Origin of the sequence: Streptosporangium sp. NPDC020145, from assembly GCF_040631275.1 — a bacterium.
Lineage (GTDB): Bacteria > Actinomycetota > Actinomycetes > Streptosporangiales > Streptosporangiaceae > Streptosporangium.
Map to the genome: position 1 here is coordinate 64,346 of NZ_JBEXZT010000019.1, position 16,766 is coordinate 81,111.

At 70.9% G+C, this 16,766-nt stretch carries 13 protein-coding genes and 1 pseudogene; 6 read left to right on the plus strand and 8 right to left on the minus strand.

The window, feature by feature from the left end:
• The first annotated feature begins 18 nt into the window (after nt 1–18).
• Entirely contained in the window at nt 19–594 is a 576-nt protein-coding gene (locus tag ABZ463_RS28390) for a pyridoxamine 5'-phosphate oxidase family protein (protein ID WP_362780693.1), read from the plus strand.
• 79 nt (nt 595–673) lie between these two features.
• Nucleotides 674–1,543 (plus strand): metallophosphoesterase, encoded by an 870-nt coding sequence (locus ABZ463_RS28395; RefSeq protein WP_362780695.1) that lies wholly within the window; start codon nt 674–676, stop codon nt 1,541–1,543.
• On the opposite strand, the gene ABZ463_RS28400 is transcribed toward ABZ463_RS28395, so the two are convergent.
• Nucleotides 1,515–2,234 (minus strand): GntR family transcriptional regulator, encoded by a 720-nt coding sequence (locus ABZ463_RS28400; protein WP_362780698.1) that lies wholly within the window; start codon nt 2,232–2,234, stop codon nt 1,515–1,517. The genes ABZ463_RS28395 and ABZ463_RS28400 overlap by 29 nt on opposite strands.
• A 123-nt stretch (nt 2,235–2,357) precedes the next feature.
• Between ABZ463_RS28400 and ABZ463_RS28405 the strand changes: the two genes are divergently transcribed.
• Both ABZ463_RS28405 and ABZ463_RS28410 read left to right on the plus strand, forming a co-directional pair.
• Entirely contained in the window at nt 2,358–3,161 is an 804-nt protein-coding gene (locus ABZ463_RS28405) for a tyrosine-protein phosphatase (RefSeq protein ID WP_362780700.1), read from the plus strand.
• A gap of 16 nt (nt 3,162–3,177) precedes the next feature.
• Entirely contained in the window at nt 3,178–4,446 is a 1,269-nt protein-coding gene (locus tag ABZ463_RS28410; RefSeq protein ID WP_352010817.1) for an MFS transporter, read from the plus strand.
• Nucleotides 4,447–4,502: 56 nt separating this feature from the next.
• On the opposite strand, the gene htpX is transcribed toward ABZ463_RS28410, so the two are convergent.
• The 7 genes and pseudogenes from htpX to ABZ463_RS28445 form a co-directional block, all read right to left on the minus strand.
• A complete protein-coding gene (htpX, locus tag ABZ463_RS28415) occupies nt 4,503–5,354 on the minus strand; it encodes a zinc metalloprotease HtpX (RefSeq protein ID WP_352010818.1) in 852 nt (283 codons plus the stop codon).
• A gap of 75 nt (nt 5,355–5,429) precedes the next feature.
• Nucleotides 5,430–7,226 (minus strand): NADH-quinone oxidoreductase subunit N, encoded by a 1,797-nt coding sequence (locus ABZ463_RS28420; RefSeq protein ID WP_362780704.1) that lies wholly within the window; start codon nt 7,224–7,226, stop codon nt 5,430–5,432.
• A complete protein-coding gene (locus ABZ463_RS28425; RefSeq protein ID WP_362780707.1) occupies nt 7,223–9,001 on the minus strand; it encodes an NADH-quinone oxidoreductase subunit M in 1,779 nt (592 codons plus the stop codon). The genes ABZ463_RS28420 and ABZ463_RS28425 overlap by 4 nt, the downstream gene beginning before the upstream one ends.
• A gap of 187 nt (nt 9,002–9,188) precedes the next feature.
• On the minus strand, nt 9,189–11,072 hold the full coding sequence (locus tag ABZ463_RS28430) for an NADH-quinone oxidoreductase subunit L (protein WP_362780709.1): 1,884 nt from the start codon (nt 11,070–11,072) through the stop codon (nt 9,189–9,191).
• A gap of 161 nt (nt 11,073–11,233) precedes the next feature.
• A pseudogene (gene nuoK / locus ABZ463_RS28435) lies at nt 11,234–11,518 on the minus strand (NADH-quinone oxidoreductase subunit NuoK); the annotation flags it as partial.
• A gap of 1 nt (nt 11,519) precedes the next feature.
• Nucleotides 11,520–12,056: an NADH-quinone oxidoreductase subunit J gene (locus tag ABZ463_RS28440; protein ID WP_352010822.1), complete on the minus strand. Its 537-nt coding sequence runs from the start codon at nt 12,054–12,056 to the stop codon at nt 11,520–11,522.
• 8 nt (nt 12,057–12,064) lie between these two features.
• Complete coding sequence (locus ABZ463_RS28445) at nt 12,065–13,099, minus strand: 4Fe-4S binding protein (protein WP_362780711.1); 1,035 nt, start codon at nt 13,097–13,099, stop codon at nt 12,065–12,067.
• A gap of 324 nt (nt 13,100–13,423) precedes the next feature.
• On the opposite strand from ABZ463_RS28445, the gene ABZ463_RS28450 reads away from it, so the two are divergent.
• Together ABZ463_RS28450 and ABZ463_RS28455 are read left to right on the plus strand one after the other, a co-directional pair.
• Nucleotides 13,424–14,707, plus strand: a complete 1,284-nt coding sequence (locus ABZ463_RS28450; RefSeq protein ID WP_362780714.1) for a protein kinase — start codon at nt 13,424–13,426, stop codon at nt 14,705–14,707.
• A 96-nt stretch (nt 14,708–14,803) separates the two neighbouring features.
• Nucleotides 14,804–16,762 carry an AarF/UbiB family protein gene (locus tag ABZ463_RS28455; protein ID WP_362780716.1) on the plus strand — a complete coding sequence of 653 codons (1,959 nt, stop codon included), beginning with the start codon at nt 14,804–14,806 and terminating at the stop codon, nt 16,760–16,762.
• The last annotated feature ends 4 nt before the right edge of the window (nt 16,763–16,766 follow it).

The following is a 16,766-nucleotide window of genomic DNA, read 5'->3' on the forward strand; positions in this document are numbered from 1 at the left end:
AGGACATATCTTCTCTTCATGGGGAAAGTCCATGAAAAGCTCAGTGATCGGTTGCGTGCGTTCATCGAGGCGCAGCCGGTCTTCTTCGTCGCCACCGCTCCCGAGCAGGGTGGTCACGTCAACGTCTCCCCCAAGGGATACGCCGACACGTTCTCCGTGATCGACGACACCACCGTGGCCTACCTCGATCTGGACGGCAGCGGTGTGGAGACCATCGCCCACCTCCGCCAGAACGGGCGTATCACGATCATGTTCTGCGCCTTCTCCGGTCCTCCGAACATCCTTCGCCTGTACGGCACAGGCCGGGTCGTCACCCCCGGCGAGGCCGAGTTCTCCGGGCTGCTCACGAGGTTCGGGTCGCATCCGGGTGTCCGGTCGATCATCGTCGTCGACTGTGAGCGCATCGCCGACTCCTGTGGTTTCTCGGTGCCGTTCATGTCGTTCGACAAGGACCGGACGCTGCTCGACGAGTGGGCGGAGCGCAAGGACGTGCAGCAGCGACGGACCTACCGGGCGAAGAACAACCGGGAGAGCATCGACGGCATCGCCGGCCTGGCCCCCGAGGAGACGGACCCGGTCACCCAGCACTCCTGACCGGTGCGCCGCGAGCCGTACGGCCGTAATTCATATAGATGACCGGTCACGTTCAGTGGCGTGGACGACCGTTGTGGTCATGAAGCGTTACACCCTCATCCATCTCACCGACGTTCACGCCGTCGCCGACGGCCTGCTCCACGGCCACGTCGACTCGACCACGGCGTTCAGGAACGCGCTGGACACCGTGGTCGCCGCGGGGCAGCCCGTGGACGCGATCATCCTGTCCGGCGACATCGCCGACCAGGGGGACGAGCCCTCCTACCGGCTGGTCGCGCGGGCGCTGGAGAAGGCCGCCGGTGAGCTCGGCGCGGCCGTCGTGGTCGCGATGGGCAACCACGACGAGCGGGGCGCCTTCCGTTCGGCCCTCGTCAACGACCAGGCGGACGGCCGAGAAGGTGACCGTACAGGCGACCAGGTGGGCGGTGAGCCGTACGACGTGGTGACCTGGGTCGGCGGGTTGCGGATCGTGACGCTGGACAGCACCGTGCCCGGTGAGCACCACGGCGAACTGTCCGCCGACCAACTGGAGTGGCTGGCCTCGGTGCTGGCCGAGCCCGCGCCCGACGGAAGCGTGCTGGTGCTGCACCATCCGCCCATCCCCAGTGTGCTGCCGCTGATGGACGGGATCGGCCTGCGGGAGCCGGAGAGGCTGGCGCGGGCACTGACCGGCTCCGACGTACGGATCGTCCTCGCCGGGCACACGCACAGCGCGTCCGCGGGCGCACTGGCGGGCATCCCCGTCTGGATCGGTCCCGGCGGGGCCTACGCCGCCGACACCATGGCGCCCGCGGGAAAGACCAGGGGCATACCGTCACAGGCCTTCAGCCGGGTGGACGTCACCGAGGACGGTGTGATCACCACGGTCGTCCCGATGACGTCGGCTCCCCCGGTCTACGAGCTGGACACCGAGGCGCTGCTCAGTCACCTGGCCGGTCATAGCGGGTGACGAAGGAGACGAGGTCGGCCCGGCAGCGCCGTTCGACGTGACACAGGGGCTCGTCGCCGTGCATGACGAGCCCCTCACGCACCAGTACGGCGGCGCCCGCGTCGAGCGCGAGGGCGGACTGGTCGGCGAGGTCGGCGAGGTCCGCCGAGATCGCGTGCCAGGTGTAGCGGTAGGAGACCCCACCGGCCTCCAGAGAGCCGAGCACGCCGAGTTCGGGGTCGCAGAGCAGGTCGGCGCGCTCCGGATGGAGCCGGTAGCGGCTCAGCACACATGGCGCCCCCTCGGACCTGAGCAGGGTGGTGATCTCGTAGACCTCCTCACCCGCGACCCTCAGGTGCCGCGCCCCCGCCGGATGCTCGACGAGCCCCCGGCCGAGGATCTCCTCTCCCCCGGCGAAGACCGTCGCCAGCCCCTCCAGGTCGGCCCGCCGGTGCCTGCGGGTCGCCGGGTCGATGGACACCTCGATCCGGCGCGGGACACGCCTGACGAAACTCCCCAGACCGTGCCGTGTCTCGACCAGCCCGGCCCTGCGCAGCTCGACCATGGCCTGCCTGGCGGTGAGCCGGTGCACGCCGAACCGCTCGGCGAGCGCGTCCTCGGTCGGCAACCGCTCACCGGGGGGCAGCTCACCGGACTCGATGCGCCGCCCGAGCTCACGGGCGATCGCGCGGTAGCGGGCTTCTCTGGGCATCTGGACAACTGTACGGCTCCCGCCTTCCGGGCCCCGCCGATGATCCAGGGATTGCCCGGCCGTTCATCGCGAATCCATCTTTTCGCCGCGTTCACGCAGGTCAGCCAGTCATATATATGACTCATGCCGCTCTTGAACCTCCGTGACGTCGCCGAAGGCGCCGGAACTCCTGTCCGCTCCGGGATGCTGCTGCGCTCGGCGCAACCCCACCGGCTGACCGCCGCCGACACCGACCGGTTGGCGGATCTCCTCGGTGGGCGGCTCGAAGGACTACGGCTCGTCGCGGACCTGAGAAGCGAGGCCGAACTCGCCGGGGACGACTGGACCCTCCTGACCGACCTCGGTGTCAGGGTCACCCGCCTCGGCACCTCGGGATCCCCCGCCGACCTGTCCGCCCTTCCGCCGGGAATCGACCTCGGCGACCTCTATGTGCTGATGCTCGACCACCGCACCGCCTGGTTCGCCTCCGTCGTGGCGGAGATCGCCGACGGGCTGCCCGCCCTGGTGCACTGCGCGGCGGGCAAGGACCGCACCGGCCTGGTCGTCGCCCTGATCCTCGATCTGGTCGGGGTGGATCACGAGGCGATCGTCCGCGACTACGCCGCGACCGTGACGCACCTCCCCCAGATCATGACGATGCTCGGCCTGACCACCCCACCCCCGGCCGCTTCGCCTCTGGCCGTTCCGTCCCCGGCCGCTTCGCCTCTGGCCACCCCGCCCCCGGTCGCTCTGTCCCCGGTCGCTCTGTCCCCGGCCGCTTCGGTCTCGGTCGCGGGGGCCGTGTCCGGGTTGCTCGACGCCCCCGAGACCGCCATCCGTACCTTCCTGACCGCTCTCGACGCCCGCGGGGGCGCCGAACGGCTGCTCACCGCCCACGGTCTGACCGAGGGCCACGTCCAGCGGCTGCGCGCCGCCCTCGTCGGCTGACCAGAAAGGCGACCCCGTGTCCCTCACCCTTCCCCGGGAAACCGGCGCACCCCAAAAAACCGGCCGTGGGCTGGTCGCGGCCATCGGTGTGGCCGAACTCTTCTACGCGGCGGCCGGGGCCCTGCCGCTGATCCTCGGTCTCGGCCTCAAGGTCCAGGAGATCGCGCCCGCCAACAAGGAGGCCGTACTCGGCTTCGTCGCCGCGCTCGGCGGAGTGGCCACGGTGATCTCCAACCCGCTCAGCGGCCACCTGTCCGACCGCACCACCAGCCGGTACGGCATGCGCAGGCCGTGGATCCTGGGCGGTTCCCTGCTCGGCCTGGCCGGGCTGATCCTCCTGGCGCTCGCCGGGTCGATCGCCCTCGTCGCGGTCGGCTGGATGGTCGCCGTCACCGGCTACCAGGCCATGGTCGCCGGGCTGACCGCGACGGTCGTCGACCAGTTCCCCGTGGAACGCCGCGTCCGGGTGGCGGGCGTGTTCTCGATGTGCAACATGCTCGGCGTCGTCCCGGCCATGGCGCTGTCCCAGATGTTCAAGGGCGAGTTGCTGCTGCAGTTCACGATCTGCGGTGGACTCGCCGTGACGGCCGCCGGCGTGCTCTGCGCGCTGTTGCCCGACCGTCGTCTCGACCCGGCCGAGCGACGCCCGGTGAACGTCGGCAGTCTCGCCTCGGCGTTGCTCGTACTGCCCCGGCACGCCCGTGACTACCGGCTGCTGTGGGTGCAGCGGCTGCTCGTCAGCATCGGCTTCGCGTTGATCTCGTCCTACTCGCTCTACTACCTGCAGAGTCGCATCGGCATGCCGACCGCCGAGGCCGTCGCGCTGGTCGGGCTGACCACCATCGCCAGCACCCTGCTGTCCGGTCTCTTCGCCTATCTCGGTGGCCGCTGGTCGGCCCGGATCGGCAGGGGCCGTCCGTTCGTGCTGTGGGCGACGGCGATCCTGGGTGTGACGCTGCTGCTGAAGGCCGCGACCGCCAGCGTCGGCGTGGTGATCGTCGTAGCGGTCATCAGCGGCGCCGCCACCGGCGTCTACTACGCCGTCGATCTCGGCCTGGTCACCCAGGTGCTTCCTGACGAGCGGGACGCGGGCCGCTATCTCGGCGCCTTCGCGATGGCCAAGCACCTGCCCAGCGCTATCGCCCCGGCGCTGGCTCCGGTCCTGCTCGGCCTGGGGTCCGACCCCTTCGCCGAGGGGCCGAACTACTTCGTGCTCTTCTCGGTCTGTGGCCTGCTGACGCTGGCCGCCGCCCCGCTGGTCGGCCTGCTGAGAGACGTACGGTGACCGGCGGCGAGGTGTGTGCCGGGCATACGTGACGGCCGGTCGGGCTACCGCCCCGCTCAGCGGCGGTAGCCCGCCATCCGCTCCAGACGGGCGATGCGCTCGGCGGTCGGCGGGTGGGTGGAGAACAGCCTGCCGATGCCCGCGCCCCGGAAGGGGTTGGCGATCATGAGGTGTGAGGCCGAGGCGAGGCGGGCGTTCTCCGGGAGGGGAAGCTGCCGGGCGCCCATCTCGATCTTCCGCAACGCGGAGGCCAGGGCCAGGGGGTCTCCGGTCAGCCGGGCCCCCGACTCGTCCGCCTGGTACTCCCGGGAGCGGGAGACCGCCATCTGGATCATCCCCGCGGCGACCGGGCCGAGCACGATCATGAGCAGCGCGCCGAGGAAACCGGGCCCCTCGTCGTCGTCTCCCCCGCCGAAGAACAGGCCGATGTATCCGAGGTAGGTGATCATCGTGGCCAGCGCCCCGGCCACGGAGGAGATCAGGATGTCGCGGTTGTAGACGTGGGACAGCTCGTGTCCGATGACCCCGCGCAGCTCGGACTCGTCGAGCAACTGGGTGATGCCGTAGGTCACGCAGACCGCGGCGTTGCGGGGGTTGCGTCCGGTGGCGAAGGCGTTGGGCTGCATGGTCGGCGAGACGTACAGCCTGGGCATGGGCTGACGGGCCTCGGTGGAGAGTTCACGCACGATCCGGTACAGGGTCGGCTGCTCGACCTCGCTCACCGGACGGGCCCGCATGGCCGACAGGGCGATCCGGTCGGAGAAGAAGTAGGCGAAACCGTTGGTCAGCAGGGCGGCCAGAACCCCGATCTGCAGGCCCACGCCACCGCCCAGCCACGCCCCGACGGCGATGATCGCCGCGGACAGTGCGCCAAGGAGGACGGCGGTACGCAGACCGTTGTGGTGCACTACATCCCCCTTGTCGGTTGATGCCGATTCACCTTCTCCAACGTCTCCGGCCTGGCCGAACGTTCCCGAAAACGTTCACCTCCCGATGCCGGAGCCCCCGGGGAGGAGGTCGAGCACCACCTGTGGCGCGACCGAGAACACCAGGGCGACGACAACGGTCAGTCCAATCGCGACGACGACCGGCAACCACCCCCTGCGACCGCCGCCCGTTTCCTCCCCCGAGCCGACCGGATTTTCCGGGGCCGTCACGACCCCCGGAGCCGATATATCCGGCATATCCGAAACAACCCCCTGGCTGGCTCCGCGCGGGGCCGGGGTGAAGATCCGTGCCGCCCAGGCCACGTAGTAGTAGAGGCCGATGACCGTGTTGACCGCCATCACCACGGCCAGCCATGCCACGCCGCCACCGACGAGCTCGCGGAACACCACGATCTTGGCGAACAGACCCGCCAGCCCCGGCGGCAGGCCCGCCAGGCAGAGCAGGAAGAACGCCAGCGCCGGCCCGGCGGCCGGGTCGCGGAAGGCGAGCCCCCGGTAGTCGTCCAGTTCGTTGCGTGCGGCGCGCCGCGAGACCAGCATGACCACCGCGAACGCCCCGAGGTTCATCGCCGCGTAGAACACCAGATAGGCGATCGACGCGCCCGTCGCCTCGTCGTCACGGACGGCGAGCGGCGCCAGGATGTAGCCCGACTGCGCCACCGAGGACCAGGCGAGCAGCCGTACGGCGTGGCGTTGCCGTAGCGCCAGGAGGTTGCCGACCGTCATGGTCAGCGCCGCGACGAGCGCCACCGGTGGGCCCCAGGTGCTCGCCTCGCTCCCCAGCGCCGTGACGAGGATGAGGATCAGCCCGGCGAACCCGGCCGCCTTGGAGATCACCGAGAGCAGCGCGGCCACCGGGACCGGCGCCCCCTGGTAGACGTCACCCGCCCAGGCGTGGAACGGCACCGCGGCGACCTTGAAGGCGAACCCGGCCAGCACCAGGACGACGGCCACGGCCAGCACGGACGACAGGTCGGGAGGCGGCGAGTCGTAGGAGAGGTGAAGCGCGGAGACGTAGGCCTCGGTGGTCCCGGTCACCTGGGGCAGCGCGTCACCGGCCGCCTGGCCGGGACCGGGGACGGCGGGAACGGCCGCGCGTTCACGCAGGACCTGGGCCAGCCGGTCGAGGTGGACGGTTCCCGTCGCGCCGTACAGCAGGGAGACGCCGAAGAGCGTCACCGCCGTCGAGACCACGGAGACCAGGAAGAGTTTGACCGCCGCCTCTGAGGCACGGCCGTCGTGGCGTCTGAGCCCGGTGAGCGCGAAGACCGGCAGCGAGACCAGCTCAAGCGCGACGACCAGCATGATCAGGTCTCGGGAGGCGGGCAGGGCGACGGCGCCGGTGAGCGTGCACAGCAGCAGGAAGTGCCACTCGCCGACGGGGATCTCACCGGAGGCGAGCAAGGTCATGGACAGCAGCACCACGACGATCCCGGCGGCCAGGGCGAGCCCGGCGAAGACCAGGGTGAAGTCGTCGACCACGAACGAGCACGACGGTACGGCCCCCGTCTCAGGCCCGGAGGCGGCGACCGCGATCGTTCCGGTGGGTTTCCCCGTCGTCGGCCGCACACCCGGTGGGAGGGCCGGGACGATCCTGGGCGCGGTGGTCAGGCCCTCGGGCACGCAGAAGGTCCGGAGGGCCTCCCCCGAACGCGACGCCTGCGCGACCACGAAGCCCAGGGCGGTGAGCACCCCGGCCAGCGTGACCACGCAGAGCATCGGCCTGACGTACGGCCTGCGCGGCAGGAAGGCGTCCAGGAGCAGCACCAGCCCGGCGGCCAGCGCCAGAACCAGTGGCGGCGCCACCGCGAAGTAGTCGATCGACTGGATCATGGCGTCCCCAGCAGGCTGTGGACCACCGGGTCGGTGAGGGACAGCAGTGCCTTCGGCCACAGACCGAACAGCAGGATCAGGGCGACCAGCGGCACCCAGGCGGCCAGTTCGTGGGCGGTCACGTCCCGCGTGCGCCCGCTCCCGGCTCCTCCGGTGCCTCGGCCGCTTCCGGTTTCTCCCGCGCTTCCCGAACCTCCGGCTCTCGCGGTCGTGTCCGGCGGGCCGCCGCCCGCCATGGTCTCCTCGACCACCTGTTCGGCGTCCGCGGTGACCTTCTCCGTCACCCGCTCCGCGGCCACCATCGCCTCCTGAGCCTCCCGGGCCTCCTGGGCCGCCTCACCCGCCTCCGGCGTCCCGGTGGCGCCCGCCGCGGTGAGCAGGGGGGCGTGGACGGTCTCGGTCGGACGGCCGTGGGTGACCCTGGACAGCATGACCAGGAAGTAGGCCGCGGTCAGGACGGTGCCGACCCCCGCGACGACCATGAAGAGCAGGAAGAGCGGCCGGGACAGACCCGGCGCCGGGTCGAAGGCGCCGAGGAGGGCGAGCATCTCCCCCCAGAAACCCGCCAGACCGGGCAGACCGAGGGAGGCGAAGCAGGCGAAGGTGAGCAGGGACGCGAGGTGCGGCAGGCGCGCCAGCATGCCGCCGCCGAGTGCCGGGATGTCGGCGGTGCCGTAGCGCTCCTTGATCGCTCCGGCGACGAAGAAGAGCAGCGCGGTGATCAGGCCGTGGGCGATGTTGCCGAAGAGCGCGGCGTTGAGCCCGACCGGGGTGAGCGTGGCGAAGCCCAGGAGCACGAACCCCATGTGGCCGATCGAGGAGTAGGCGATCATCCGCTTCAGGTCACGCTGGGCCAGACAGGCCAGGCAGCCGTAGATGACGCCGATCACCGCGAACGCGCCGAGCCAGGGGGCGACGGCCGCGGCGCCCTCGGGCAGGATCGGGATGGCGATGCGGGCGAAGCCGTAGGTGCCCATCTTCAGCAGCACACCCGCCAGGAGCACCGAACCGACGGTCGGCGCCTCGGTGTGGGCGGCCGGCAGCCAGGTGTGCAGCGGCCACATCGGGGCCTTGACGGCGAGCCCGACGCCGATGGCGACGAAGGCGAGGATCTGCGCCGGGCGGGACATGCCCGCCCCGTGCGCCGCGGCGAGGGAGACCATGTCCAGAGTGCCGGTCCCCGCCCAGACGAACAGCAGGCCGATCAGGAGAACAACCGAGCCGAGCAGCGTGTAGAGGATGAACTTGGTCGCCGCCGCCCGCCGGGCACGACCGCCCCAGATGGCGATCACGAAGTACATCGGGACCAGGACGACCTCGAAGAACACGAAGAACAGCAGCAGGTCGAGGGCGAGGAAGGTGCCGACCATGCCGACTTCGAGGAGCAGGAGCGTGAACACCAGTGCCCTGGCCCGCTCCGGCCCCGGCCTCCCTCTCGGCAGCCGGTCCGTTCCGCCGGCGCCCCCACGGCACAGGTAGACGAAACACAGGAACGTCAGCAGCGTGGTCAGCACGACCAGCGGCAGGGAGACCCCGTCGACGCCGAGGTGGAACCTCAGGTTCAGCCAGGGGACCCAGGCCAGGTCGGTCTCCAGGCCGATGCCCGTCGCGCCGCCACGGACGTACGTGACGGCGGCCACCAGGGAGAGCGCGAACGTCACCCCGGAGACCGTCAGCGCGTGCGCCCTGAGCAGCCGCCCCCTCCCGTACGGCATGAGCAGCGCCACGGCCCCGGCCAGCGGAACCGCGAGCATCGCCACCGGCACCCAGCTCATCTCCCGGCCCCCCTCTCCTGGGCCGGGACGGTGCCCCGGGCGGTGAGATCACGGTGGGAATCGCGGCGGGAACGGTCGGCGGGAGAGACCTGGCACGCGGGGCCGTGGCGGAGGCGGCTGGTCATCCGAGGACCACCGCCTGGATCACGGCGACCAGGGCGCGGCGCTCGGCGTTGGAGATGGCCGGTCATCCGAGGACCACCGCCCCCACCGCGAGAAGGAGGACACCCGCAAGGACGGCGGTGACGTAGAGCTGGGCGTTGCCGTTCTGTGTCGCCCTGACCAGGCCGGACAGGCTCAGTGTCGCCCTTCCCGAGCCGCGGACGGCGCCGTCGACCACCCGGTCGTCGGCGCGGGCCGTCAGACGGGCCAGGCGCAGCACCGGCAGGACGAACAGCGCGCGGTAGAGGGAGTCGACGAAGAAGGCCCGTTCGAACAACACCCGGAAGGGGCCGAGCACCCGGGCGGGGTCGTCCAGCGGGGCGCCGCGCCAGACGACGTAGACCGAGGCGGCCCCGAGCAGCGCCAGCAGGACGCTGAGGACGGCGGTGCCCCAGTGGACGTCGGCGGCACCCGCGAAGCCGACGCCCGTGAACCCGAGGAGCAGCGTGGGCACCGCGAGCACGACGACCGGCCAGAGCATGCTCGCCGGAGCCTCACGGGAACCGCCGGTGTGCGGAGCGGCGGACACCGGAAGCGGTACGGCCCGGCGCTCGCCGAAGAAGGTCCGCAGCCACGCCCGGGTCGCGTAGGCACCGGTCACCGCGACCGTGGCCAGGGCGCAGCCGTACAGCAGGAGGGCGGCGGCGTCGGTGAGCGGCCCGGTGGACAGGGCCCGCTCCATGGACACCAGCACCTCGTCCTTGCTGAAGAAGCCGCTGGCCGGGGGCAGGCCCATCAGGGCGGCGAAGCCGACGGTCATCGCGGCGAAGGTGACGGGAAGCCTTCCCCGCAGGCCGCCCATCGCGCTCATCAGGTTGGAGCCGACCGTGTGGATGACGACCCCCGCGCACAGGAAGAGCAGGGCCTTGAAGGCGCCGTGGGTGATCAGGTGAAGGATCGCGGCGTCGTCCGACCCGGCGGCCAGGACTCCGGCCATGTAGGCGAGCTGGCTGATCGTGGAGTAGGCCAGGACCCGTTTCAGGTCGTCCTGCGCCAGGGCCGCCAGCGCGGCGCCGAGCATGCCGAGCGCGGCGGCCACGGCGAGCACGTCCAGGGTGGGACCCGCCCCGGCGAAGACCGGGTGGAGACGGGCGACGAGGAAGATCCCGGCCGCGACCATGGTCGCGGCGTGGATGAGCGCGCTGATGGGGGTCGGGCCCGCCATCGCGTCGGGAAGCCAGGTGTGCAGCGGCACCTGGGCGCTCTTTCCCGCGACCCCGGCGAGCAGCAGCAGGGTCGCGGTGACGACCGTGCCCGAGGACATCAGCGGGACCGCCGCGATGACGTCGGCGATCCTGAAGCTCCCGGCCGCCGTGCCGAGGACGAAGACCCCGAACAGGAAGCCGACGTCGCCGACCCTGGTGACCAGGAACGACTTGATCGCGGCCCGGGAGTTGGCGCGGTCTTCCCACCAGTGGCCGATCAGCAGGTAGGAGCACAGGCCCATGACCTCCCAGCCCACGTAGAGGACGAGGAGGTCGGCGGCGTGGACCACCAGGAGCATGGCACTGGTGAACAGGCTGACGAAGGCGCTGTAGGAGGGGTAGCGCCGGTCTCCTGACAGGTAGCCCACCGAGTAGACCTGCACGGCCAGCGCGACCACGGTCACCAGCACCGCGACCGAGGCGGACAGGGGGTCGACGAGGAGGCCGACCGAGATCGGCAGTGACCCGGTGGGGATGACGTCGAGCGTGCCCGTTGACACGCCCCCGCCGGTGAGGGCGGTGTAGGCCGTCCAGAGGGCGAGCAGGGCGGAGAGGGCGGCCGGGACGACCGCGATCAGGGCCGCCCTGCGGTTGGCGGCCAGGTCGGCGGCCCCGCCCCTGGCTCCCCCGGGCAGTCTGGAGCCCAGCAGCCCGGCGACGGCGGCGAGGAAGGGCAGCAGGATGACGAGGGCGACGGCGGTCACGGCGTGACCTCCGGGGGGTCGTCCCGGCCCGGCGGGTGGGTGGGAGCCGTGACGACGGCCGCCCTGGCGGTCTGCCCCGCCGCGCCCTTCCGCGGCCCTCCCGAAGGGCTCCCGGTGGGAGTCTCGGCGGGCGGGTCGGGGGACTCGGCCAGGGCGCGGAGGCGGTCGAGGTCGACGGTCGCGCGGTTGCGGTAGAGGCCGAGGACGATCGCCAGCCCCAGACCGACCTCCGCCGCGGCGATCACGATGACGAACAGCGTGAGCACCTGGCCGCTGTGCAGCCGGTCACGCAGCCACACGTCGAACACGACGAGGTTGAGGTTGACCGCGTTGAGCATCAGCTCGACCGACATCAGGACGAGGATCGTGTTGCGGCGGGCGAGCACGCCGTACACCCCGATGGAGAACAGCAGCGCGGAGACGACCGCCGGATAGACGACGTGCACGTCATCTCCTCCCACGGATGTCGGTGCGGGACAGGACGATGGCGCCGACGAGGGCGGCCAGCAGCAGGACCGAGAGCACCTCGAAGGGAAGCACCCAGGTGCGGAAGACGCTGGAGCCGATCTCTCTGGCGGACCCGCCACCCGGCTCAAGGGGGGCGTAGGCCGTACGGAAGCCGTCGACGACCACGGTGACCAGCACGACCGCGGTGGCCGTCGCCACGACGGCGGCGACGGGCCGGTTACGGCTGTCGAGATCGGCGGCCCTGCCGATCGGGGCCCGGGTGAGCATCAGGCCGAACAGCAACAGGACCACGACCGCGCCGACATAGATCAGCACCTGGACCCACGCGACGAACTCGGCGGTCAGGACGAGATAGCCCCCGGCGAGGGCGCCGAGACAGACGACCAGCCACAGGGCCGCGTGGACGAGCTGTCTGGTCGTCACCACGAGCAGCGCCGCCCCGACCGCCACGACGCCGAGCAGCAGGAAGACGATCTCCTGCCCCGTCGGTGACAGATAGGACGGCACGTCGGCCACGTCTCCTCCTAGGACTCCCCGGGCTCCTCAGGCCTCTGAGGCCCGCTGTTCGGTTCCGTGGCAGAAGTCTGCTCCGTCGCGCCCTCCGCCGGTGGCACGCCACCCCCACCTGTGGACAACTTCTCACCGGCGGGCTCGCCTGTGGAAAACTTTCCCCCCGCTTCCTCCTCGGGAGGCGTGTCCTTCTTGGGAAGCGCACCCGGCGGCCTGATCGCCCGGACATTCGCATGCCCCGCCGAAGCACGCCGCGCGGGCCTGCCCCCGGCCGAGGCCCCGGAAGCCGCAGAAGGACCCGAAGCACCCGAAGCACCCGAAGGATCGGAGGAAGACCCGGAGGCCCCCGAGGCGTCCTGTGCAGGAGGCGTGTCCTTCCCGGGAAGCGCACCCGGCGGCCTGATCGCCCGAACATTCGCATGCCCCGCGGAAACACGCCGCGCCGGCCCGTCCCCAGCCGAAGAACCCGGTGGTCCGGAAGCGTCCCGAGGCGGCCGCGCGCCCGAGTCTCCGGACTCACCTGAAGGAACATCCGGGGAGTCGCCCGGAGCCACGGGACCGTCCCCCGCCGTACGGCCGCCGCCGGGCCTTGACGGCGGGGTGCGGGTCGGCCGGGACCCGGCGGCCAGTTCCTTCGGCGGTTCGGCGTTCGGCTCGTGCGCGGGCGGCGGGGGCACGGTCTCCGCCCATCCGGCCAGCCTGTCCTTCTCGTGCAGGAGGTTGCGGATGTCGCCCTCGGCGTACTCGAACTCGGGGGACCAGAAAAGCGCGTCGAAGGGACAGACCTCGATGCAGATGCCGCAGTACATGCACAGGGAGAAGTCGATCGCGAAGCGGTCGAGCACGTTGCGGGCGCGGGGCCGTCCTCCCTCGGGGGCGGGGAGCGTCTCCTTGTGGGAGTCGATGTAGATGCACCAGTCGGGGCACTCACGGGCGCAGAGCATGCAGACCGTGCAGTTCTCCTCGACCAGGCCGATGACGCCTCTGCTACGGGCGGGCAGGTCGGGCCGCACCTCGGGGTACTGCTGGGTCACCGACTTGCTCAGCATGTGGCGAAGGGTGACGGAGAGCCCCTTCGCCAGCCCCACTCCTGGTATCCGTGCCACCTCAACATCTTGACATCCCCGTCCCTCACGAACGAGAACCCGTGCGCGAGAACCTCGCAAAACACAACACGTCCGCCGATCATCCCAAGTTATCCACAGCCGTTATCCACAGACTGTGTGTTCGAGTGTCGCCTTCCGCCGAAGAATCACCCTTGAAGAGGACTGCAAGACCAACCAGAAATACGTATTCTTCGCCACATGTCCCACCAGTACGGTGCCCCGTGGCACAACCAGCCGCCACCTCCTCGATCGAATACGGGGCTGAGTGTGGTGTGGGCACTGGTCCCCCTGTTCACCTGTGGCATGGGGACGCCCCTGATCATGGCGCACGCCGCCCGCAGACTGCGCAGCCCGCTCCACGCCCTGGCCGCGGTCCTGTACGCCCTGGGCATCGGGGTGTTCATCGTCGCGATCTCCGTCTACGACGACACCGACCTGATGCCGGGCTGGCTGGACGCCGTCACGACGATCGGGCTCTTCGGCAGCTGGCTCGGCGGCATGGGGCACGCGCTGATCATCAGAGGATCGGTCTTCAGGCAGGACCCCCACAACGCGCAGGGCCCGCGGAACATGCCGAACTACGGCGTGCAGTCCTTCAACGCGCCCCCGCCCCCCGTCCATGCCGTGCCGTACCCGACCGCGCCGACCGTCGCCTCGAACGTCCACCCGCCCGCCCACCGGCCGGTCCAGCACGCCGTACGGCCTCAGCCCCAGCCTCACCTCCAGCACTCCCAGCCGTCCCGGCCGCAGCCGGCTCCCACCCAGCAGCAGAACCCGACCAAGGGCTGGCTGGGGCCGTACCGGCTGATCGGGGAGCTGGGCAAGGGCGGGCAGGGCACGGTCCACCTGGCCCTCACCCCGCAGGGGCAGAAGGTCGCGATCAAGCTCCTGCACCAGCACCTCACCGGCGACCAGATGGTCAGGGAGCGGTTCCTGCGGGAGGTCGAGGCGACGCGCAAGGTGGCGACCTTCTCGACGGCCAGGGTGCTCGACGTGAACATCACCGACGACCAGGCCTACATCGTCAGCGAGTTCGTGGACGGCATCTCGCTGGAGCAGCTCGTCCGCGACCAGGGTCCCCGCAACGAGGACGGCCTGACCCGGCTCGCCCTGGCCACGGCGGGCGCGCTCGCCGCGATCCACCGGGCGGGGGTCGTGCACCGTGACTTCAAGCCCGCGAACGTGCTGATCGGCCCGGACGGCCCCCGGGTGATCGACTTCGGCATCGCCCGCGCCCTCAACCAGGTCACCGCGACCTCGGGCAACATCATGGGCACCCCCGCCTACATGTCCCCCGAGCAGCTCGCCGGGGGGAACATCGGCCCGGAGACGGACGTGTTCAGCTGGGCGGCGACCATGATCTTCGCCGCGTCCGGGCGCGTGGCCTTCGGCGAGGACACGATCCCGGCGATCCTCAACCGGGTGATCAACCAGCATCCCGACCTGTCGGCGCTGCCCCAGTCGTTGCGCCCGCTGGCCTCGGAGTGCCTGGACAAGCAGCCGGGCAACCGGCCGACCGCCGCCGACATCATGCTGCGCATCGTCCAGTGAACACGGCGCCGGGCATACCGATCTATGTCCGGAAAACGCATTAGGGTTGCGCCATGGCACCCGGGGACGGCCCGAACGGCGGAGACGGATACTGACATGTCCAACCTGATCGCTGTTTTCGCCACCATCGTCAACGCCTATCTCGTCGCGCTCTTCGCCAGAAGGACGCTCGGGGTGCCGGTCGGCTGGCCGCGTGCCCTCGTCATGGGCGTGGTCCTGGGCCTGAGCGTCGCGTGGGCGGCCACCGAGGTCGGCACGATGACCGGCGTCTACGCCAACGGCAGGATCAGCGCCCCGCTCAGCGTGGTCTTCGTCGTCACGGCGCTGGTCACCGCGTGGACCTTCGTGATCGGCCTGATCGTCCTGGTCCTGCTCGAACTGTTCGTCCCGACGGGCACGCTTCCCGCGCCCTCGGCGTTCCTGCGCGGCTGGAAGGCCCGCAGGAGCAGGGCCCGGCGCTACACCCAGGTCATGCGGATCGCCGCCAAGCACGGGCTCGGCGGTTACCTCGGACGGCGCAGCAGGGCCGGGGAGAGGCCCGCCGCGATCGCCCGTTCGCTGCGTGACGCGCTCAACGAGGGCGGCGTCACCTTCGTCAAACTCGGGCAGATGCTCTCGACCCGGCGCGACCTGCTGCCCGAGGTCTTCGTCGACCAGCTCGCGACCCTGCAGACCAGGGCGGAGCCCGAGCCGTGGGAGCAGATCGAACGGGCCATCGAGGAGGAGCTCGGCAGGCCGCTCACCGAGGTCTTCCAGACGGTCGATCCCACCCCGCTCGCCTCGGCCTCGGTCGCGCAGGTCCACTCCGCCCGGCTGCTCGACGGCAAGCCCGTCGTGCTCAAGGTGCAGCGTCCCGGGGCGCGCAAGCAGGTCACCTCGGACGTCGAGATCATCCTGAGGCTGGCCGCGTGGCTTGAGCGGACGACGCCGTGGGGCAGGTCGCTGCGGGTGTCCCGGCTGGCCGAGGGCTTCGCCGCCTCCCTCGACGAGGAACTCGACTACACCGTCGAGCTGGACAACCTGCGGGGCGTCGCGGCCACCCTGGGCGACGGGATCAGGGTGCCCGTCGCCCACGAGGGGTACTCGACCGGCAGGCTCCTGGTCATGGACCGCCTCGACGGCACCCCGGTCGGTGAGGCGGGCGAGCTGCTGACCGCGCTGCCCCCGGCGGAACGGGAGGCGATCGCCGGACGACTGCTCGGCGAGATCCTCAGGCAGCTCGTGCACACCGGCGTCTTCCACGCCGACCTGCACCCGGGCAACATCCTCCTCACCGAGGACGGCAGGCTCGGGCTGCTCGACTTCGGCTCGGTCGGCCGTCTCGACCAGTCGACCCGTAACGCGCTCGGCATGCTGCTGCTGGCCGTCGACAACAACGACGCGATCGGCGCCACCGACTCCCTCATCGAGATGCTCGACCGGCCGGACGGGCTGGCCGAACGGGAGCTCGAACGCGACCTGGGCCAGCTCATGGTCCGCTACCGCTCGGGGTTCGGCAGGAACGGCAGCGCGGGCCTGTTCGCCGCGCTGTTCAAGCTGATCCACGCGTACGGCTTCGCCGTACCACCGCAGATCGCGGCCGCCTTCAGGGCGCTGGCCGCGCTCGACGGCACGCTCACCCTGATCAGCCCCGACCTCGACGTGGTCGGCGCGGTCAGGAAGCAGGGCAGGGAGATGATGCGCGAGTCCCTCTCGCCAGAGTCGGTGCGCGCCGACCTGGAGAGCCGTCTCGCCGGTTTCCTGCCGATCCTGCAGCGGCTGCCCAGGCGGCTCAACAAACTCACCGAGGACCTTGAGCACGGCAGGATCTCGATCAACATCAGGCCGCTGGCGGACGAGGGGGACCGGCGTTTCCTGACCGGCCTCGTGCAGCAGGTGGTCGTCGCCGTCCTGGCCGCGGCGGCGACGCTGGGGGCGATCGTGCTCATCGCGGCGGACTCGGGGCCGATGGTGACGCCCGAGCTGCGGCTGTTCGCGCTGGTCGGCTTCGCGTTGCTGCTGGTCGGCTTCGTGCTCGCGCTGCGCTCGCTCGCGCTGGTCTTCCGCCGGGAGTGACCCG